This window comes from Streptomyces flavovariabilis (assembly GCF_000725785.1).
Lineage (GTDB): Bacteria > Actinomycetota > Actinomycetes > Streptomycetales > Streptomycetaceae > Streptomyces > Streptomyces hawaiiensis.
Genome location: NZ_JNXD01000019.1, coordinates 88,937 through 107,081 on the forward strand (window position 1 = coordinate 88,937; position 18,145 = coordinate 107,081).

At 69.3% G+C, this 18,145-nt stretch carries 20 protein-coding genes; 16 read left to right on the plus strand and 4 right to left on the minus strand.

Annotated elements, in window-relative coordinates:
- Window positions 1–69: 69 nt before the first annotated feature.
- The 14 genes from IO24_RS0129085 to IO24_RS0129150 all read left to right on the plus strand — a co-directional run bounded on the left by IO24_RS0129085 (window position 70) and on the right by IO24_RS0129150 (window position 12,834).
- Window positions 70–717 carry an L-threonylcarbamoyladenylate synthase gene (locus IO24_RS0129085; protein WP_031140676.1) on the plus strand — a complete coding sequence of 216 codons (648 nt, stop codon included), beginning with the start codon at window positions 70–72 and terminating at the stop codon, window positions 715–717.
- A complete protein-coding gene (locus tag IO24_RS0129090) occupies window positions 714–1,394 on the plus strand; it encodes an arsenate reductase/protein-tyrosine-phosphatase family protein (protein WP_031140678.1) in 681 nt (226 codons plus the stop codon). The genes IO24_RS0129085 and IO24_RS0129090 overlap by 4 nt, the downstream gene beginning before the upstream one ends.
- 68 nt (window positions 1,395–1,462) lie before the next feature.
- Complete coding sequence (locus IO24_RS0129095) at window positions 1,463–2,701, plus strand: serine hydroxymethyltransferase (RefSeq protein ID WP_031140680.1); 1,239 nt, start codon at window positions 1,463–1,465, stop codon at window positions 2,699–2,701.
- Window positions 2,702–2,830: 129 nt separating this feature from the next.
- Entirely contained in the window at window positions 2,831–4,177 is a 1,347-nt protein-coding gene (locus IO24_RS0129100) for an MraY family glycosyltransferase (RefSeq protein WP_031140682.1), read from the plus strand.
- 297 nt (window positions 4,178–4,474) lie between these two features.
- Window positions 4,475–4,912, plus strand: a complete 438-nt coding sequence (locus tag IO24_RS0129105) for a Cg1360 family ATP-synthase-associated protein (RefSeq protein ID WP_031140684.1) — start codon at window positions 4,475–4,477, stop codon at window positions 4,910–4,912.
- Between the two features lie 225 nt (window positions 4,913–5,137).
- On the plus strand, window positions 5,138–5,953 hold the full coding sequence (gene atpB / locus IO24_RS0129110) for a F0F1 ATP synthase subunit A (RefSeq protein WP_483027177.1): 816 nt from the start codon (window positions 5,138–5,140) through the stop codon (window positions 5,951–5,953).
- 79 nt (window positions 5,954–6,032) lie between these two features.
- Window positions 6,033–6,269, plus strand: a complete 237-nt coding sequence (locus IO24_RS0129115) for an ATP synthase subunit c family protein (protein WP_031104199.1) — start codon at window positions 6,033–6,035, stop codon at window positions 6,267–6,269.
- 38 nt (window positions 6,270–6,307) lie between these two features.
- A complete protein-coding gene (locus IO24_RS0129120) occupies window positions 6,308–6,856 on the plus strand; it encodes a F0F1 ATP synthase subunit B (protein ID WP_031140689.1) in 549 nt (182 codons plus the stop codon).
- Window positions 6,853–7,668 (plus strand): F0F1 ATP synthase subunit delta, encoded by an 816-nt coding sequence (locus IO24_RS0129125; protein ID WP_031140692.1) that lies wholly within the window; start codon window positions 6,853–6,855, stop codon window positions 7,666–7,668. Before IO24_RS0129120 ends, IO24_RS0129125 begins: the two co-directional genes overlap by 4 nt.
- 126 nt (window positions 7,669–7,794) lie before the next feature.
- Window positions 7,795–9,384, plus strand: a complete 1,590-nt coding sequence (atpA, locus tag IO24_RS0129130) for a F0F1 ATP synthase subunit alpha (protein ID WP_031140695.1) — start codon at window positions 7,795–7,797, stop codon at window positions 9,382–9,384.
- A gap of 20 nt (window positions 9,385–9,404) precedes the next feature.
- On the plus strand, window positions 9,405–10,325 hold the full coding sequence (locus tag IO24_RS0129135) for a F0F1 ATP synthase subunit gamma (RefSeq protein ID WP_031140698.1): 921 nt from the start codon (window positions 9,405–9,407) through the stop codon (window positions 10,323–10,325).
- On the plus strand, window positions 10,326–11,762 hold the full coding sequence (atpD, locus tag IO24_RS0129140; RefSeq protein WP_031140700.1) for a F0F1 ATP synthase subunit beta: 1,437 nt from the start codon (window positions 10,326–10,328) through the stop codon (window positions 11,760–11,762).
- Window positions 11,763–11,879: 117 nt separating this feature from the next.
- The gene (locus tag IO24_RS0129145) at window positions 11,880–12,257 is read left to right on the plus strand and encodes a F0F1 ATP synthase subunit epsilon (RefSeq protein WP_031140703.1); all 378 of its coding nucleotides are present in this window, start codon (window positions 11,880–11,882) and stop codon (window positions 12,255–12,257) included.
- Window positions 12,258–12,387: 130 nt separating this feature from the next.
- Window positions 12,388–12,834: a DUF2550 domain-containing protein gene (locus tag IO24_RS0129150; RefSeq protein WP_031140706.1), complete on the plus strand. Its 447-nt coding sequence runs from the start codon at window positions 12,388–12,390 to the stop codon at window positions 12,832–12,834.
- A gap of 36 nt (window positions 12,835–12,870) precedes the next feature.
- Here IO24_RS0129150 and IO24_RS0129155 read toward each other — a convergent pair whose 3' ends face one another.
- The 3 genes from IO24_RS0129155 to IO24_RS0129165 all read right to left on the minus strand — a co-directional run bounded on the left by IO24_RS0129155 (window position 12,871) and on the right by IO24_RS0129165 (window position 16,641).
- Complete coding sequence (locus IO24_RS0129155) at window positions 12,871–14,694, minus strand: glycoside hydrolase family 18 chitinase (RefSeq protein WP_031140708.1); 1,824 nt, start codon at window positions 14,692–14,694, stop codon at window positions 12,871–12,873.
- Window positions 14,695–14,818: 124 nt separating this feature from the next.
- Complete coding sequence (locus tag IO24_RS0129160) at window positions 14,819–15,460, minus strand: response regulator (RefSeq protein ID WP_031140710.1); 642 nt, start codon at window positions 15,458–15,460, stop codon at window positions 14,819–14,821.
- Entirely contained in the window at window positions 15,457–16,641 is a 1,185-nt protein-coding gene (locus tag IO24_RS0129165) for a sensor histidine kinase (RefSeq protein WP_031140712.1), read from the minus strand. The genes IO24_RS0129160 and IO24_RS0129165 overlap by 4 nt, the downstream gene beginning before the upstream one ends.
- A gap of 152 nt (window positions 16,642–16,793) precedes the next feature.
- On the opposite strand from IO24_RS0129165, the gene IO24_RS0129170 reads away from it, so the two are divergent.
- Both IO24_RS0129170 and IO24_RS0129175 read left to right on the plus strand, forming a co-directional pair.
- Window positions 16,794–17,372 (plus strand): hypothetical protein, encoded by a 579-nt coding sequence (locus IO24_RS0129170; RefSeq protein ID WP_031140714.1) that lies wholly within the window; start codon window positions 16,794–16,796, stop codon window positions 17,370–17,372.
- Window positions 17,369–17,557, plus strand: a complete 189-nt coding sequence (locus IO24_RS0129175) for a DUF5708 family protein (RefSeq protein ID WP_031140716.1) — start codon at window positions 17,369–17,371, stop codon at window positions 17,555–17,557. The genes IO24_RS0129170 and IO24_RS0129175 overlap by 4 nt, the downstream gene beginning before the upstream one ends.
- Here IO24_RS0129175 and IO24_RS0129180 read toward each other — a convergent pair.
- Complete coding sequence (locus IO24_RS0129180) at window positions 17,554–18,126, minus strand: cob(I)yrinic acid a,c-diamide adenosyltransferase (RefSeq protein WP_031140718.1); 573 nt, start codon at window positions 18,124–18,126, stop codon at window positions 17,554–17,556. The two genes, IO24_RS0129175 and IO24_RS0129180, sit on opposite strands and share 4 nt — an antisense overlap.
- Window positions 18,127–18,145: the final 19 nt, after the last annotated feature.

Genomic DNA, 18,145 nt, shown 5'->3' on the forward strand with positions numbered 1-18,145 from the left:
CACCCCGCGGTCTTCGCGGACTTCGCGGACTTCATCCCAGCAGCACGTGTACGAGGAGGCCAGCTAAAGATGGCACGGCGATACGACACCAACGACGCGACCGACCGCGTGACCGGTCTGCGCGAGGCAGCGTCCGCCGTCCGCCGTGGCGAGCTCGTGGTGCTGCCGACGGACACGGTGTACGGCATCGGCGCCGACGCGTTCTCCTCGGAGGCGGTCGCAGACCTCCTGGACGCCAAGGGCCGGGGCCGCAACATGCCCACCCCCGTCCTCATCGGCTCCCCGAACACGCTGCACGGTCTCGTCACGGACTTCTCCGAGCTGGCCTGGGAGCTGGTCGACGCCTTCTGGCCGGGCGCGCTGACGCTCGTCGCCCGGCATCAGCCGTCCCTCCAGTGGGACCTCGGGGACACCCGTGGCACGGTCGCCGTGCGCATGCCCCTGCACCCGGTCGCCATCGAGCTGCTGACCGAGGTCGGCCCCATGGCCGTCTCCTCCGCCAACCTGACCGGCCACCCGGCGCCGGAGGACTGCGACGCCGCGCAGGAGATGCTGGGCGACTCCGTCTCCGTCTACCTCGACGGCGGCCCGACCCCCGGCAACGTCCCGTCGTCGATCGTCGACGTGACCCGTGAGGTGCCGTTGCTGCTGCGCGCGGGTGCCCTCTCGGCGGACGAGCTGCGAAAGGTCGTACCCGACCTCGAGGTGGCGAATTGACGGCCCCTGGATCGGGGCGTGGCATAGGCAACGGGGAAAGCGCGGCGGAGATCACGACGACCTTCGTGGGACTTCCGCGCGACAGCTTCCGCATCCTCCACGTCAGCACCGGCAACGTGTGCCGCTCGCCCATCACCGAGCGGCTGACCCGTCATTTCGTCAAGGAGCGGCTCGGCATCCTCGGCGGCGGGCTCATCGTGGAGAGCGCGGGCACCTGGGGCCATGAGGGCGCCTCGATGGAGTCCCACGCGGAGACCGTCCTGGCCGACTTCGGCGCGGACGCCTCCGGCTTCACCGGGCGCGAGCTCCTCGACGAGCACGTGATCCGCGCCGACCTGGTGCTGACCGCCACCCGCGACCACCGGGCGCAGGTCATCTCGATGGGTCACTCGGCGGGCCTGCGCACCTTCACGCTCAAGGAGTTCACCCGTCTGGTCAAGGCGATCGACCCGGCGACCCTGCCGCCCCTGGAGGACGGTGTGGTCGTCCGCGCGCGTGCGCTGGTCCGTGCCGCGGCCGCTCTACGCGGGTGGCTGCTGGCGCCGACCGCCGAGGCGGACGAGGTCTACGACCCGTACGGCGCGCCCCTGACGTTCTTCCGGTCCATCGGGGACGAGATACACCAGGCACTCGATCCGGTCGTGACGGCCCTCACGGGCGTCCCCGCAAAGGCGTAACGACCGAGCGCTCCGCAGGCCCCGGGCCTACATTGGTCCTACGTCACCGTCGACGCCCGGAGCCCATCATGACGGTCACCCCTGCCATCGAGGCCGACGTCCTGCGCCGCCAGGACCCCGAGCTCGCCGACATCCTGCTCGGGGAGCGGGAGCGGCAGTCGACGACGCTCCAGCTGATCGCCGCCGAGAACTTCACCTCGCCGGCCGTGCTGGCCGCTCTAGGGTCACCGCTCGCCAACAAGTACGCCGAGGGCTACCCGGGGGCGCGGCACCACGGCGGCTGCGAGATCGCCGACGTCGCCGAGCGCGTCGCCGTCGAGCGGGCCCGGGCACTGTTCGGCGCCGACCACGCCAACGTCCAGGCGCACTCGGGCTCTTCGGCGGTGCTCGCCGCCTACGCCGCCCTGCTCCGCCCCGGCGACACCGTCCTCGCGCTCGGCCTGCCGTACGGCGGGCATCTCACGCACGGCTCGCCCGCCAACTTCTCCGGCCGCTGGTTCGACTTCGTCGGTTACGGCGTGGAGGCCGAGTCCGGGTTCATCGACCACGAGCAGGTGCGCACCCTGGCCCGCACGCGCCGCCCCAAGGCGATCGTGTGCGGCTCGATCGCCTACCCCCGGCACATCGACTACGCGTTCTTCCGCGAGGTCGCCGACGAGGTGGGCGCGTACCTCATCGCGGATGCCGCGCACCCCCTCGGGCTCGTCGCCGGGGGAGCGGCCCCGAATCCGGTGCCGTACGCGGACATCGTGTGCGGGACCACCCACAAGGTGCTGCGGGGCCCGCGCGGCGGCCTGCTCCTGTGCCGGGCGGAGCTGGCCGAGCGCGTCGACCGGGCGGTGTTCCCTTTCACACAGGGCGGTGCGCAGATGCACACCATCGCCGCCAAGGCGGTCGCGTTCGGGGAGGCGGCAACACCGGCGTTCGCCGCGTACGCCCATCAGGTGGTGGCGAATGCGCGGGTTCTGGCGGCCCGGCTGGGAGCGGCGGGATTCGTCGTCACCACCGGCGGCACGGACACCCACCTGATCACCGCCGACCCGGCCCCGCTCGGCGTCGACGGACGTACCGCCCGGGGCCGTCTCGCCGCTGCGGGCCTGGTCATGGACTGCTGCGCCCTGCCGCACGCGGACGTCCGGGGGCTGCGGCTCGGTACGGCCGCGGTCACCACGCAGGGCATGGGCGAGGCGGAGATGGCCCGGATCGCCGAGCTGATCACCGGGGTGCTCGGGGGCGTGACGGAGACCTCGAGAGCCCGTGAAGATGTGCGGGAGCTGGCCGGTGGATTTCCGCCGTATCCCGCCTGAGCCGGGGTAGACGCACCAGGGTGCACAGCCACTCGTGCAACCATCGTCGCTACCCGGAAGTCCCCACTCATATGCGCGCATCGCTAGGGTGTGGGGCTGTGATGGCCAGCGAGACCTGTGGGGAAGCCCGTGCGTGAATACCTCCTGACGCTCTGCATCACGGCCGCGGTGACGTATCTGCTGACAGGGCCGGTACGGAAGTTCGCGATCGTGGCCGGGGCGATGCCGGAGATCCGGGCACGTGACGTGCACCGGGAGCCCACTCCGCGCCTCGGCGGTATCGCGATGTTCTTCGGCCTGTGCGCGGGCCTGCTGGTCGCCGACCACCTGACGAACCTCAACCAGGTCTTCGAGACGTCGAACGAACCCCGGGCGCTGCTGTCCGGGGCGGCCCTGATCTGGCTGATCGGCGTGCTGGACGACAAGTTCGAGATCGACGCCCTGATCAAGCTGGGCGGCCAGATGATCGCCGCCGGCGTGATGGTGGTGCAGGGTCTGACGATCCTGTGGCTGCCGATCCCGGGTGTCGGCTCGGTCGCGCTCACCCAGTGGCAGGGCACCCTGCTGACGGTGGCGCTGGTCGTCATCACCATCAACGCGGTCAACTTCGTCGACGGCCTGGACGGCCTCGCGGCGGGCATGGTCTGCATCGCGGCCACGGCGTTCTTCCTGTACGCCTACCGCATCTGGTACTCGTACGGCATCGAGGCCGCCGCCCCGGCCACCCTCTTCTCGGCGATCCTGATGGGCATGTGCCTGGGCTTCCTGCCGCACAACATGCACCCGGCGCGCATCTTCATGGGCGACTCGGGTTCGATGCTGATCGGCCTGGTCCTGGCCGCCGGCGCGATCTCCGTCACGGGGCAGGTCGACCCGGACGCCCTCAACCTGTACGTGGGGTCCGAGAAGGAGGCCGTGCACCAGACGGTCCCCGTCTACATCCCGCTGCTGCTGCCGCTGACGATCATCGCGGTGCCGGCGGCCGACCTGATCCTGGCGATCGTGCGGCGCACCTGGCGCGGCCAGTCGCCGTTCGCCGCCGACCGCGGCCACCTGCACCACCGGCTGCTGGAGATCGGCCACTCGCACAGCCGCGCGGTGCTGATCATGTACTTCTGGTCGGCGCTGATCGCCTTCGGCGCGCTCGCCTACTCGGTCAACTCGGCGTCCATGTGGATCGTGCTCGGCGTCGTCTTCCTCAGCGCGATCGGTCTCCTGCTGCTTCTGCTGCCGCGCTTCACGCCGCGTGCCCCGCGTTGGATGGAGAGCTTCGTGCCGCCGCGCTACCGGCGGCGCGGTTCGGTCGCGGCCCTGGCGCCCGAGGCCTCGACGCCGGCGTCCGCTGAGGACGAGCCCGCGGCCGCCGGGTCCGAGAGCCGCACCCCCGTGGTGTCCGGGGTCGCCGGTGTCAACGGGGCGACGGCCATCGGCCCCCGTTCGCGTCTCGCCGACCGGCGCAAGGCGGGGACAAGGTAAGAATCTGACTAGAGCATTACCAAGTCGTGGGGCCGCTATGGGGGTGCGAAGCGCCCAATACCAGACATGTCGGCGGCCTTCACGCTCAGACGCGCAGCTTCACTCTCATGTGTGACAGTCCGCACACCTTCAGGTAAAGACTGCATCAAATAGTTTGTGATACGGTTCACGAGAACCCCCCGGATAGAGCCGAAGGACCGCAGTGCGACGGTCCATTGGTGTGAGGACTCCACTCAGCCCGGGACTACGCTCGTCCATGACGACACCCCTGCCCCCTGCGAAAGCGGAGTTGCCGCCATGCCGTCCAATGACGCCCGGAACCTCTTGCAGTGCGCTGTGCCCACAGCCGCTGCCGGTGTGGTCGTGGTCGCCGTCAGTGGCGTGGTGGCCGGAGGCAAGGGAGCCATCGGAGCGGGCGTCGGCACGGTGCTGGCCATCCTCTTCATGGGAATCGGCCTCTACGTTCTCCAGTGGACGGCAAAAACGCTCCCGCAGTTGTTCCAGGCCATGGGGCTGATGCTCTATGTCGCCCAGCTGCTGCTTCTCCTGATCTTCGTCGCCCTCTTCAAGGACACCTCTCTCTTCAACGCGAAGACGTTCGCCCTCGGGCTCGTCATCGCGACCGTCGTGTGGATGGCCGCGCAGGCTCGTGCGCATATGAAGGCCAAGATCTTCTACATCGACCCGGACTCCGAGAAGAGCGAGAAGCCCGAGAAGACCGGGTCGTCGTCGTGACGGGTAGGGGCGCGATAAAGGCCGGTGAGAACTCCTGCTATCGTCCGGTGCCAACTGCGGCATCGCGGGCGCGGGCATCTGAGCTGACGCCTGCTCGAACGCGAGGCTCGATGCCCCCCAGCCGCCCTCACATCCGTAACACCAGTCCGGTGCCGATCCGCGGCTGCGCGCCGCGCCGACACAACGAGGTTGCCGTACCTATGCGTCACGCCGAAGGAGCCCGCGGTGAGTGCTGACCAGACCCAGCTCGCCTTTGACTGGAGCTGTCGGATCATGTCCGACGGGTGTGGTTTTCCGGCACCGGGCCTGCACTCGTTCCTCTTCAAGCCGATTGCCACGGTTGGAGGGTTCGAGTTCAACAAGGTGATGCTGCTTGCCCTCATCACCACCATCCTCGTCATCGGCTTCTTCTATGCGGCCTTCGGCAAGGCCAAGGTGGTGCCGGGCAAACTGCAGATGGTGGGTGAAGCCGGTTACGACTTCGTCCGCCGCGGCATCGTCTACGAGACCCTCGGAAAGAAGGAGGGCGAGAAGTACGTCCCCTTGATGGTCTCGCTCTTCTTCTTCATCTGGATCATGAACATCTGGTCCGTGATCCCGCTCGCGCAGTTCCCGGTGTCGTCGATCATCGCGTTCCCGGCGGTCCTCGCCGCGATCGTCTACGTGACCTGGGTCTCGCTGACCTTCAAGCGGCACGGCTTCGTCGGGTTCTTCAAGAACATCACCGGCTACGACAAGTCGCTCGGCCCGGTGCTGCCGCTCGTGATGGTCATCGAGTTCTTCTCGAACCTGCTCGTCCGGCCCTTCACGCACGCGGTGCGACTGTTCGCGAACATGTTCGCCGGCCACCTGATGCTCGTCATGTTCACGGTCGCCTCCTGGTACCTGCTGAACAGCTGGATGATCCCGGCGGCCGGTATCTCGTTCGTGATGACCATGGTCATGATCCTCTTCGAGCTTTTCGTGCAGGCCGTCCAGGCGTACGTCTTCGTACTCCTCGCCTGCACGTACATCCAGGGCGCTCTGGCCGAGCACCACTGAGCCCCTCCCGCCCCCGCAAATCCCAAGAACGTCCGGTGGCCAACCCCCGCCGGTCCGTGAAAGAGAAGGAAGATTCAGCATGGCTGCCACTGAGACCCTTGCCGCTGTCTCCGGTTCGCTCGGCTCCATCGGCTACGGCCTCTCCGCCATCGGCCCCGGCATCGGCGTCGGCATCATCTTCGGCAACGGCACCCAGGCCCTGGCCCGCCAGCCCGAGGCCGCCGGCCTGATCCGTGCCAACCAGATCCTGGGCTTCGCGTTCTGTGAGGCGCTCGCCCTCATCGGCATCGTTATGCCGTTCGTGTTCGGTAAGTAATCACCGCTTACTGACACGCATCGACGAAAGGCACTGATGTGATCGCCAACCTGGTGCAGCTGGCGGCCGAGGAAGAGCAGAACCCGCTCGTTCCTCCGGGCCCCGAGCTGCTCATCGGCACCATCGCCTTCGCCATCGTGTTCTTCTTCTTCTGGAAGAAGCTGCTTCCGAACATCAACAAGGTTCTGGAGGAGCGCCGCGCGGCGATCGAAGGCGGTATCGAAGAGGCCGAGACCATGAAGGTCGAGGCCCAGAGCGTCCTTGAGCAGTACAAGGCACAGCTCGCCGAGGCCCGGCACGAGGCCGCGCGCCTGCGCCAGGAGGCGCAGGAGCAGGGTGCCACGCTCATCGCCGAGATGCGGGCCGAGGGCCAGCGTCAGCGCGAGGAGATCGTCGCCGCCGGTCACTCCCAGATCGAGGCCGACCGCAAGGCCGCCGCCTCCGCGCTGCGCCAGGACGTCGGCAAGCTCGCCACCGACCTGGCCGGCAAGCTCGTCGGGGAGTCCCTCGAGGACCACGCCCGCCAGAGCCGCGTGATCGACCGGTTCCTCGACGAGCTCGAGGAGAAGGCCGAGGCCGGACGATGAACGGAGCGAGCCGCGAGGCCCTGGCAGCCGCACGTGAGCGTCTCGACGCGCTGACGGACTCGACGTCCGTGAACGCGGGCTCGCTCGCCGACGAGCTGGCCGCCGTCACCGCGCTGCTCCACCGTGAGGTGTCGCTGCGTCGGGTCCTCACCGACCCGGCACAGGCCGCGGAGGCCAAGGCCGAACTGGCCCAGCGCCTGCTCGGCACCCAGGTCAGCGGCCCGGCCGCCGACCTGGTGGCCGGCATGGTGCGCTCCCGCTGGTCGCAGTCGCGCGACCTGGTGGACGCGCTGGAGGTGCTGGCCGACACCGCCGACCTCACCGCCGCGCAGCAGGCCGGCAAGCTCGACGATGTCGAGGACGAGCTGTTCCGGTTCGGCCGGATCGTCTCCGGCAGCACCGAGCTTCGGGCCGCGCTGACCGACCGCAAGGCCACCACCTCGGCCAAGGGCGCGCTGCTGCGCAGCCTGCTCGGCGGCCGGGCGCAGTCGACCACTGAGCGTCTGGTGACGCGCCTTGTGACCGCGCCGCGGGGACGTAGCCTGGAGTCGGGACTCGAGTCCCTGTCCAAGCTCGCCGCCGACCGCCGGGACCGCATGGTGGCCATCGTCACCTCGGCGGTGCCGCTGAGCGAACCGCAGAAGCAGCGCCTGGGCGCCGCCCTCGCGAAGCTCTACGGCCGCAAGATGCACCTCAACCTGGACGTGGACCCCGAGGTCCTCGGCGGAATCCGGGTGCAGGTCGGCGACGAGGTCATCAACGGCTCCCTCGCGGACCGTATCGAGGACGCGAGCCGCCGGCTCGCCGGCTGAGCAGCAACTCAATAGGCAGTACGTACTTACGACGGCCCTGGTTGGGCCGTGCAGAAGAATCCTGGGGGTCGCCCCCAGACCCCCAAAGTGAAACTTCGGGCCCAACAAGGAGAGCAGGGAACCCAGATGGCGGAGCTCACGATCCGGCCGGAGGAGATCCGGGACGCGCTGGAGAACTTCGTCCAGGCGTACAAGCCGGACGCGGCCTCGCGCGAGGAGGTCGGTACGGTCACCTTCGCCGGCGACGGTATCGCGAAGGTCGAGGGTCTGCCCTCGGTCATGGCCAACGAGCTGCTGAAGTTCGAGGACGGCAGCCTCGGCCTCGCCCTCAACCTCGAGGAGCGCGAGATCGGCTGCGTCGTCCTCGGTGAGTTCAGCGGCGTCGAGGAGGGCCAGCCGGTGCAGCGCACCGGTGAGGTGCTGTCCGTAGCGGTGGGCGAGGGCTACCTCGGCCGCGTGGTGGACCCCCTCGGCAACCCGATCGACGGCCTCGGCGAGATCGAGACCGAAGACCGTCGCGCCCTGGAGCTGCAGGCCCCGGGCGTCATGGTCCGTAAGTCGGTGCACGAGCCGATGGAGACGGGCTACAAGGCCGTCGACGCGATGACCCCGGTCGGCCGTGGCCAGCGTCAGCTGATCATCGGTGACCGCCAGACCGGCAAGACCGCCCTGGCCGTCGACACCATCATCAACCAGCGCGACAACTGGCGTACCGGCGACCCGAACAAGCAGGTCCGCTGTATCTACGTCGCCATCGGCCAGAAGGGCTCCACGATCGCCGGTGTGCGCGGCGCTCTGGAGGAGGCCGGCGCGCTGGAGTACACGACCATCGTCGCCGCCCCGGCGTCCGACCCGGCCGGCTTCAAGTACCTGGCGCCGTACACCGGTTCGGCCATCGGCCAGCACTGGATGTACCAGGGCAAGCACGTCCTGATCATCTTCGACGACCTGTCGAAGCAGGCCGACGCCTACCGTGCCGTGTCGCTGCTGCTGCGCCGCCCGCCGGGCCGTGAGGCCTACCCGGGTGACGTCTTCTACCTGCACTCCCGTCTGCTGGAGCGCTGCGCGAAGCTCTCCGACGAGATGGGCGCCGGTTCGATGACCGGTCTGCCGATCGTCGAGACGAAGGCCAACGACGTCTCGGCGTTCATCCCGACCAACGTCATCTCCATCACCGACGGCCAGTGCTTCCTGGAGTCGGACCTGTTCAACGCCGGTCAGCGCCCCGCGCTGAACGTCGGTATCTCCGTCTCCCGCGTCGGTGGTTCCGCCCAGCACAAGGCGATGAAGCAGGTTTCCGGCCGTCTGCGCGTGGACCTCGCCCAGTTCCGTGAGCTGGAGGCGTTCGCCGCCTTCGGTTCCGACCTGGACGCCGCGTCCAAGGCGCAGCTGGAGCGCGGCCAGCGCATGGTCGAGCTGCTGAAGCAGGCGCAGTACCAGCCGATGGCCACCGAGGACCAGGTCGTCTCCGTCTGGGCCGGCACCACCGGCAAGATGGACGACGTTCCCGTCGCCGACATCCGCCGCTTCGAGAAGGAGCTGCTGGACTACCTGCACCGCAAGGAGCAGGGTCTGATGACCTCCATCCGTGAGGGCGGCAAGATGTCCGACGACACCCTTCAGGCTGTCGCCGAGGCCATCGCGGAGTTCAAGAAGCAGTTCGAGACCTCCGACGGCAAGCTGCTCGGCGAGGACACCCCGGCTGCCGGCAAGTGACGACGGAAGGGACCTGACTCATGGGAGCCCAGCTCCGGGTCTACAAGCGTCGCATCCGATCCGTCACCGCGACCAAGAAGATCACCAAGGCGATGGAGATGATCGCCGCCTCGCGCGTCGTCAAGGCGCAGCGCAAGGTGGCGGCCTCCACGCCGTACGCGACCGAGCTCACCCGGGCGGTCACGGCGGTCGCCGGCGGATCCAACACCAAGCACCCGCTGACGACTGAGCCCGAGAACCCGACCCGCGCCGCGGTCCTGCTCCTCACGAGCGACCGCGGTCTGGCCGGCGCCTTCAACTCCAACGCCATCAAGGCGGCGGAGAAGCTCACGGCGAAGCTCGAGGCCGAGGGCAAGGAGGTCGTCAGCTACATCGTCGGCCGCCGCGGTGTCGCCCACTACAACTTCCGCGAGCGCAAGATCGCGGAGACGTTCACGGGCTTCACCGATGAGCCGTCGTACGCGGACGCCAAGAAGGTCGCGGCCCCGCTGATCGAGGCGATCGAGACGGAGACGGCCGAGGGCGGCGTGGACGAGCTCCACATCGTCTACACCGAGTTCGTGTCGATGATGACGCAGACGGCGATCGAGGCCCGGCTGCTGCCGCTCAGCCTCGACGAGGTCGCTGAGGAGGACAAGCCCGCCAAGGGCGAGATCCTCCCGCTGTTCGACTTCGAGCCCTCGGCGGAGGACGTCCTCGACGCCCTGCTGCCGCGCTACGTCGAGAGCCGTATCTACAACGCGCTGCTCCAGTCGGCCGCCTCCAAGCACGCCGCCACGCGGCGCGCGATGAAGTCGGCCACCGACAACGCCGGAGAGCTCATCGAGACGCTCACCCGGCTTGCCAACCAGGCCCGCCAGGCCGAAATCACCCAGGAAATCAGCGAGATCGTCGGTGGCGCGAGTGCCCTGGCCGACGCGACCGCGGGGAGTGACCGATAAATGACCACCACTGTTGAGACGGCCACGGCGACGGGCCGCGTCGCGCGGGTCATCGGCCCGGTCGTCGACGTGGAGTTCCCCGTCGACGCGATGCCGGAGATCTACAACGCCCTGCACGTCGAGGTCGCAGACCCGGCGCTGGCGGGCGAGAAGAAGACGCTGACCCTGGAGGTCGCCCAGCACCTGGGTGACGGCCTGGTCCGCGCGATCTCCATGCAGCCCACCGACGGCCTGGTCCGCCAGGCCCCGGTGACCAACACCGGCGCGGGCATCACCGTCCCGGTCGGCGACTTCACCAAGGGCAAGGTGTTCAACACCCTCGGTGAGGTGCTGAACAGCGACGAGGTCCACGAGGGCGAGCGTTGGTCCATCCACCGCAAGGCCCCCGCGTTCGACCAGCTCGAGTCGAAGACCGAGATGTTCGAGACGGGCCTGAAGGTCGTCGACCTGCTCACCCCGTACGTCAAGGGCGGCAAGATCGGCCTGTTCGGTGGTGCCGGTGTCGGCAAGACCGTGCTGATCCAGGAAATGATCATGCGTGTCGCCAACCTCCACGAGGGCGTCTCCGTCTTCGCGGGCGTCGGTGAGCGCACCCGTGAGGGCAACGACCTCATCGCGGAGATGGAAGAGTCCGGCGTTCTGGACAAGACCGCGCTGGTCTTCGGCCAGATGGACGAGCCCCCGGGCACCCGTCTGCGTGTGGCCCTGGCCGGCCTGACGATGGCGGAGTACTTCCGTGACGTCCAGAAGCAGGACGTGCTGTTCTTCATCGACAACATCTTCCGCTTCACCCAGGCCGGTTCCGAGGTGTCGACCCTGCTCGGCCGTATGCCCTCCGCGGTGGGCTACCAGCCGAACCTGGCCGACGAGATGGGCACCCTCCAGGAGCGCATCACCTCGACCCGTGGTCACTCGATCACCTCGATGCAGGCGATCTACGTCCCCGCGGACGACCTGACCGACCCGGCCCCGGCCACCACCTTCGCCCACCTCGACGCGACGACGGTTCTGTCCCGTCCGATCTCCGAGAAGGGCATCTACCCGGCCGTGGACCCGCTGGACTCGACGTCCCGGATCCTCGACCCGCGGTACATCTCGGCGGATCACTACAACGCCGCGATGCGCGTGAAGAACATCCTGCAGAAGTACAAGGACCTGCAGGACATCATCGCGATCCTCGGTATCGACGAGCTCGGCGAGGAGGACAAGCTCGTCGTCCACCGTGCCCGTCGCGTGGAGCGCTTCCTGTCCCAGAACACCCACGCCGCCAAGCAGTTCACCGGCGTGGACGGTTCGGACGTGCCGCTGGACGAGTCGATCGCCGCGTTCAACGCGATCTGCGACGGCGAGTACGACCACTTCCCGGAGCAGGCGTTCTTCATGTGCGGTGGTCTCGAGGACCTGAAGAACAATGCGAAGGAGCTGGGCGTCTCCTGACCCGGGCAGTGCTCGAGTCATGAGGGGGCGGGGTTCGTCCCGCCCCCTCATTCACGCCTACTAGACTTGTAACCAACACCCGGCACTCCCGCCGGGTGGTGACCCGAGGAGCCACCCTTGGCTGCTGAGCTGCACGTCGCGCTGGTCGCGGCCGACCGTGAGGTCTGGTCCGGCCAGGCCACCCTGGTCGTCGCGCGCACCACGTCCGGCGACATCGGCGTCATGCCCGGTCACCAGCCGCTGCTCGGTGTGCTGGAGTCGGGCCCGGTGACCATCCGTACGCGTGAGGGCGGGACGGTCGTCGCCGCGGTCCACGGCGGATTCATCTCGTTCGCGGACGACAAGCTCTCGCTGCTGGCGGAAGTCGCCGAGCTGTCGGACGAGATCGATGTCCAGCGTGCCGAGCAGGAGCTCGAGCGCGCGAAGGCGGAGGACGACGCGGAGGCCCAGCGCCGCGCGGACGTCCGTCTGCGGGCTGCCACGGCGGCGCGCTGACCCCGTCCGCCGTGTGATGACGTCACTCAGCCGCGGCTGGGTACCGGAGAGATCCGGACCCAGCCGCGGCTGAGGCGGATGTGGGTGATTTTTACGTTCCGTTACCTAGGAGACGAGGAGGTCGGTGTCGATGGTCCTCGCTCTGACTGTGTGCGGAATCGTGGTGGCCCTCGTGGTGGTGGGCCTGTTCGTCTTCGGTCTGCGCCGCCGGCTGATCCAGCGCTCGGGCGGCACCTTCGACGCCAGCCTGCGCTGGGACACCCCGGAGGAGGGCGACCGGAGCGGTAAGGGCTGGGCGTACGGGGTGGCCCGCTACAACGGGGACCGCGTCGAGTGGTACCGCGTCTTCTCGTACTCGCCGCGTCCGCGCCGTGTCCTGGAGCGTTCCGCGATCGAGGTCGCCGGCCGCCGGGTCCCGGAGGGCGAGGAGGAGCTGGCGCTGCTCTCCGACCATGTGATCCTGGCGTGTCTGCACCGGGGCACGCGTCTCGAGCTCGCGATGAGCGAAGACGCGCTGACCGGTTTCCTCGCGTGGCTGGAGGCAGCCCCGCCCGGTCAGCGCGTCAATGTCGCCTAGGGTCTATGACCCTTCGAACTTCGCTTTGAACCCGGCCTACTTCAGGCCGCTGTCGATGGCCGTGGCCAGCTCTCCGTTGGCGGTGTCACCGCTGAACTCCCAGAAGAACGCGCCGCCGAGCCCCTGGTTCTTCGCCCACGCCATCTTCGAGCCGATGGTGGCCGGAGTGTCATAGGACCACCAGTTGCTGCCGCAGTGGGCGTACGCCGTGCCGGCGACGGTGCCGGTGGCGGGGCAGGAGTTCTTCAGGACCTTGTAGTCCTCGATGCCCGCCTCGTACGTGCCCGGAGCCGCGCCGGTGGCCGAGCCGCCCGGGGCGGACTGGGTGACGCCGGTCCAGCCGCGGCCGTAGAAGCCGATGCCGAGCAGCAGCTTCTTGGCCGGGACGCCCTTCGCCTTCAGCTTGGCGATCGCGTCGGCCGAGTTGAAGCCCGCCTGCGGGATCCCCGGGTACGAGGTGAGCGGGGAGTGCGGGGCGGTCGGGCCGTCCTTGTCGAAGGCGCCGAAGTAGTCGTACGTCATCACGTTGTACCAGTCGAGGTACTGGGCGGCGCCGCCGTAGTCGGCCGCGTCGATCTTGCCGCCGGAGGAGCCGTCGGCGGTGATGGCCGCGGTGACCAGGTAGTCCGGGCCGAACTCGGCACGCAGTGCCTGGGAGAGGTTCCTGAACGCCGCCGGACCCGAGGTGTCGCAGGTCAGGCCGCAGGCGTTCGGGTACTCCCAGTCGATGTCGATGCCGTCGAAGACGTCGGCCCAGCGGGGGTCCTCCACGACGGCCTTGCAGGACTTGGCGAACGCGGCCGCGTTCTGCGCGGCCTGGCCGAAGCCGCCGGAGTAGGTCCAGCCGCCGAACGAGTACAGCACCTTGATGTGCGGGTACTTGGCCTTCAGCTGGCGCAGCTGGTTGAAGTTGCCGCGCAGCGGCTGGTCCCAGGTGTCGGCGGTGCCGCTGACGGACTGGTCGGCGGTGTACGCCTTGTCGTAGGCAGCGTAGGTGTCGTCGACGGTGCACTGGCCGTTCTTGACGTTGCCGAAGGCGTAGTTGATGTGGGTGATCTTCGACGCCGAGCCCGAGGTCACCAGGTTCTTGACGTGGTAGTTGCGGCCGTAGACGCCCCACTCGGTGAAGTAGCCGAGCTTGACCTTGTCGCCGGTGGGCGGGTCGGTGGTGCCGCCGGTGGTGCGGACCCGGACGGCGCCGCTGACGGGACCGGTCTGGTCGGCGGTGTCACGGGCCTGGACGGAGTAGGAGTAGTCGGTGCCGGCGGTGAGGCCGGTGCTGGTGTACGACGTGCCCGTCACGGTGGCGACCTTGGTGCCGTCGCGCAGGACGTCGTAGTTCTTGACGCCCTTGTCGTCGGTGGCGGCGGACCAGGACAGCTTCACCGAGGTGTCGGTGATGCCGGAGGCGGTGGGGGTGCCGGGGGCGCTCGGCGCGCTGTCGCCGGGTTCCGTGGTGCCGCCGTCGCAACCGCCGCCGTTGAGCTTGCAGTTCGCGGGGGAGCCGGAGCCGCTGCCGTTGAAGCCGAAGGAGACGGCGGCGCCGGGGGCGAGGGTGCCGTTCCAGGACTTGTTCTTCGCCGTCCAGTGGGTGCCGGAGGAGGTGACGTCGGCGTCCCAGGACGAGGTGACGGAGGTGCCGGAGGGGAAGTCCCACTCGACGGTCCAGGAGCTGATGGCGGTGGTGCCGGTGTTCTTCACCGTCCACTTGCCCTCGAAGCCGGAGCCCCAGTCCTGGGTCTTGGCGTAGGTGGCGGTGGCGGACGTCGCGGCCTGGGCCGGGCTCGCCAGGCCGACGAGGCCGGCCAGCGGGAGCAACAGGGTCGCGAACCCTGCCGCGGCTCTGTGTCTGAAGCGCATGCTGCGCCTCCTTGATGGAGTTGTGGGGGGCGTGACTGAGCCTCACGCCACACATGGTGCGGTGAGAATAGAAAGGTCTGGACCACCGGTCAATAGGTCTGGACCACCACTCGCCCGACTGTGCTCAGATACCCAACTCCTGGGCCAGCACAGCGGCTTGCACCCGGCTCCGCAGTCCGAGCTTTCCCAGCAGCCTGCTGACATGGGTCTTCACGGTCGCCTCGGCCATGTCGAGCCGCTCGGCGATGCCCGCGTTGGACAGGCCCGCGCCGAGGCAGGCCAGCACCTCGCGCTCCCGCCGGGTCAGCTGGTCGAGCACCGCCGGATCGGCCGCGGGTTCCCGCGCGGGCTTCGCGGCGAACTCCGCGATCAGCCGCCGGGTCACCGCCGGGGCGATCAGCCCCTCCCCGCGAGCGACCGTCCGTACCGCCTCCAGCAGCTCCCTCGCCTCGGTGTTCTTCAGCAGGAAGCCGGACGCGCCCGCGCGCAGCGCGCCGAACACGTACTCGTCGAGGTCGAAGGTGGTGAGCACGAGCACGTCGGCGAGCCCCTCCGTGACCACCCGCCGGGTCGCCGACACCCCGTCCAAGCGCGGCATCTGAACATCCATCAGCACCAGGTCCGGCCGCAGCTCGCGGGCCAGCGCCACCGCCTGCTCGCCGTCCGCAGCCTCGCCGACCACCTCGATGTCGGGTGCGCTGCGCAGGATGAGGACCAGGCCGGCGCGGACGGCGGACTGGTCCTCGGCGACCAGGACGCGGATCATTCGGGTTCTCCTTCGGTGACGGGCAAGGTCGCGCGCACGACCCAGATCTTGCCGTCCGGCGAGTCCTCGGGACCGGCCTCGAACGTGCCGTCGAGCAGCGCGGCGCGTTCCCGCATGCCGACCAGACCGGCGCCCGAGCCAGGGGCGCTCGGCCCGTCCCGGTCACCGTACGGACTGGTCACCGCGACGGTCAGCAGGCCGTCGGGCTGGGCGAGGGACACGGAGACGCGGCCGGGCCCGGCGTGCTTGAGGGCGTTGGTGAGCGACTCCTGGACGATGCGGTAGGCGGCGAGTTCGACGGGCGTGGGGACCGTGCCGTGAGCGGCGTCGAACGTGACGTCGAGTCCGTTGGTGCGGGCACCTTCGACCAGTGCGCCGAGTCCGTCGAGGGTGGGGGCCGCGGCCGGCTCCACGTCCCCGCTGGAGTCGCGCAGGAGGCCGATCAGCCGCCGCATCTCCGAGAGCCCCTCCACGCTGTTCTCACGGATGACCACCAGCGCCTCCTGGGAGGTCTTCGGGTCGTCCAGGGAGAGCGCGGCCGTGGAGTGGATGGCGATCGCGGAGAGATGGTTGGCGACCATGTCGTGCAGTTCACGGGCCATCCGGGCGCGTTCGGCGGTGACGGCCTGGGTGCGGTCCATCTCAGCGAGCAGCGCGGTCTGCTCGGCGCGCAGCCGGGCCGCCTCGGCGGCGTCGCGGTGGTTGCGCACGATCAGGCCGGTGGCCGCGGGCGCGAAGGCCACGACGCCGGTGACCACACCGATCAGCAGCGCCTCGGGCTCCCGCCAGACCGCGAACGGCACCACGCTCCCGGCCACCGACAGCAGCCCGGTGATCCGCGGGATGCGGTGGGCGGAGGCGGGCGGACCGTACAGGACGGCCGCGTACATGAGGTCGGTGTACATCAGGACCGTGACCAGGTTCCCCTGGGTGACGAGGTCCAGGACGATCGCGGCCGTGCCGATCAGCAGGGCGGTGCGCGGGGCGGTCCGGCGCAGCAGCTCGCAGCCCGCCATGACGAGGAGCGGCAGCAGCACCGGCCAGCGTCCCGGCAGCAGCACGTACGGCTCGGTGTGCGGACGGGTGGCCAGGCCGAGGCCCCACAGCAGCAGCCCGCCGAGCAGACTGCCCGCCGCGACGCAGACGTCGAAGCGGCGGGGGCGGGGGAGTCGGACGGCCATGGCACCATCCAACACGGCCGCCCGGCCCCGCGCCTGATCCGCGCGTAGGGTCCCGGACTGCATCTTTCGATGTACCGCGGGTTCGTCAGTCGCGACGACGATTCGGTCCGCACCGACCGGGAGCCTGGGAGGGTGACCGAGAGGAGCGAACCGTGATCGTCGCCTTGATCGCCGCCTGTGAGATCGGCTTCTGGGTACTGCTGGCGGCCGGGCTGTGCGTCCGCTACCTGCTGCGCATGCCGCGCACGGGACTGGCGCTGCTGCTGTGCGAGCCGCTGCTGGAGGTCGTCCTGCTGGTCGCCACCGCGCTGGACCTGAAGAACGGCGCGGAGCCGAACTGGACGCACGGCCTGGCCGCGCTGTACATCGGCTACACCGTCGGGCACGGCCACCGCACCGTGAAGTGGCTCGACGGCCACGCGGCCCACCGGCTGGGCGGCGCCCCGCCCCCGCCGAAACCGCCGCGCTACGGCATGGCCCGGGCGCGTCACGAGGGCAAGGTGTGGCTGGGGACGCTGACGGCCGCCGTCGTCGCGACCGTGCTGCTCCAGCTCGCCATCTGGTACGTCGACGACCCGAGCCGTGTCACCTCCCTGGAGAGCTGGCGCTGGGTGGCCTGGCGCACGGCCGGGATCCACGGCCTGATCGCGCTGAGCTATGCGATCTGGCCGCGGCGCGCTCCCGCGGGGGAGCCGGAGGTGCGGCTGGAGAAGGAGGGGGTGCAGCGATGAGCAAGGCCCGCGGGAATCTGGTGGAGGGGATCGTCACCTTCGTGACCGGCCTCGGGCTGTGGCTGTTCACCGGCGACGTGGAGGTCCCCGTCGTCACCCTCACGAAGGTCGGCGTCGTGATGATGTGCGTCGGCGGCGTGCTGGTCGCCTCCGGCCTGTGGCAGGAGGCGCGCAGCAAGAACTAACGCTCCCCGCCCGGTACCCACAGCACGTCTCCGGCCTCCTTGTTCGCCGTCCTCGCGAGGATGAACAGGAGGTCGGAGAGGCGGTTGAGGTAGGTGGCCGTCAGCGGGTTCATCGTCTCGGCGTGAACCTCCAGGGCGGACCACGTCGAGCGCTCCGCCCGGCGTACGACGGTGCAGGCCTGGTGGAGCAGCGCCGCGCCGGGGGTGCCGCCCGGGAGGATGAAGGAGCGGAGCTTCTCCAGCTGCCCGTTGAAGTGGTCGCAGTCCGCCTCGAGCCGGTCGATGTAGAACTGCTCGACCCGCAGCGGCGGGAACTCCGGGTTCTCCACCACCGGTGTCGACAGGTCCGCACCCACGTCGAACAGGTCGTTCTGCACGCGGGTGAGGACCGTGACGACCTCCGCCTCCAGGCCGCCCAGCGCGATCGCCGTGCCGATCGCCGCGTTCGCCTCGTTGGCGTCGGCGTACGCGGAGATCCGCAGGTCGGTCTTGGCGACCCGGCTCATGTCGCCGAGGGCGGTGGTGCCCTGGTCGCCGGTCCTGGTGTAGATGCGCGTCAGATTGACCATGTCGTCAGCGTAGTAATGC

What these genes read in the sequence shown, in the direction of transcription:
- IO24_RS0129085 (WP_031140676.1), top strand. Translation starts at nt 70, where the DNA reads ATGGCACGGCGATACGACACCAACGACGCGACCGACCGCGTGACCGGT.
- IO24_RS0129095 (WP_031140680.1), top strand. Translation starts at nt 1,463, where the DNA reads ATGACGGTCACCCCTGCCATCGAGGCCGACGTCCTGCGCCGCCAGGAC.
- IO24_RS0129105 (WP_031140684.1), top strand. Translation starts at nt 4,475, where the DNA reads ATGCCGTCCAATGACGCCCGGAACCTCTTGCAGTGCGCTGTGCCCACA.
- IO24_RS0129115 (WP_031104199.1), top strand. Translation starts at nt 6,033, where the DNA reads ATGGCTGCCACTGAGACCCTTGCCGCTGTCTCCGGTTCGCTCGGCTCC.
- IO24_RS0129125 (WP_031140692.1), top strand. Translation starts at nt 6,853, where the DNA reads ATGAACGGAGCGAGCCGCGAGGCCCTGGCAGCCGCACGTGAGCGTCTC.
- atpA (WP_031140695.1), top strand. Translation starts at nt 7,795, where the DNA reads ATGGCGGAGCTCACGATCCGGCCGGAGGAGATCCGGGACGCGCTGGAG.
- IO24_RS0129135 (WP_031140698.1), top strand. Translation starts at nt 9,405, where the DNA reads ATGGGAGCCCAGCTCCGGGTCTACAAGCGTCGCATCCGATCCGTCACC.
- atpD (WP_031140700.1), top strand. Translation starts at nt 10,326, where the DNA reads ATGACCACCACTGTTGAGACGGCCACGGCGACGGGCCGCGTCGCGCGG.
- IO24_RS0129150 (WP_031140706.1), top strand. Translation starts at nt 12,388, where the DNA reads ATGGTCCTCGCTCTGACTGTGTGCGGAATCGTGGTGGCCCTCGTGGTG.
- IO24_RS0129155 (WP_031140708.1), bottom strand. Translation starts at nt 14,694, where the DNA reads ATGCGCTTCAGACACAGAGCCGCGGCAGGGTTCGCGACCCTGTTGCTC.
- IO24_RS0129160 (WP_031140710.1), bottom strand. Translation starts at nt 15,460, where the DNA reads ATGATCCGCGTCCTGGTCGCCGAGGACCAGTCCGCCGTCCGCGCCGGC.
- IO24_RS0129165 (WP_031140712.1), bottom strand. Translation starts at nt 16,641, where the DNA reads ATGGCCGTCCGACTCCCCCGCCCCCGCCGCTTCGACGTCTGCGTCGCG.
- IO24_RS0129175 (WP_031140716.1), top strand. Translation starts at nt 17,369, where the DNA reads ATGAGCAAGGCCCGCGGGAATCTGGTGGAGGGGATCGTCACCTTCGTG.
- IO24_RS0129180 (WP_031140718.1), bottom strand. Translation starts at nt 18,126, where the DNA reads ATGGTCAATCTGACGCGCATCTACACCAGGACCGGCGACCAGGGCACC.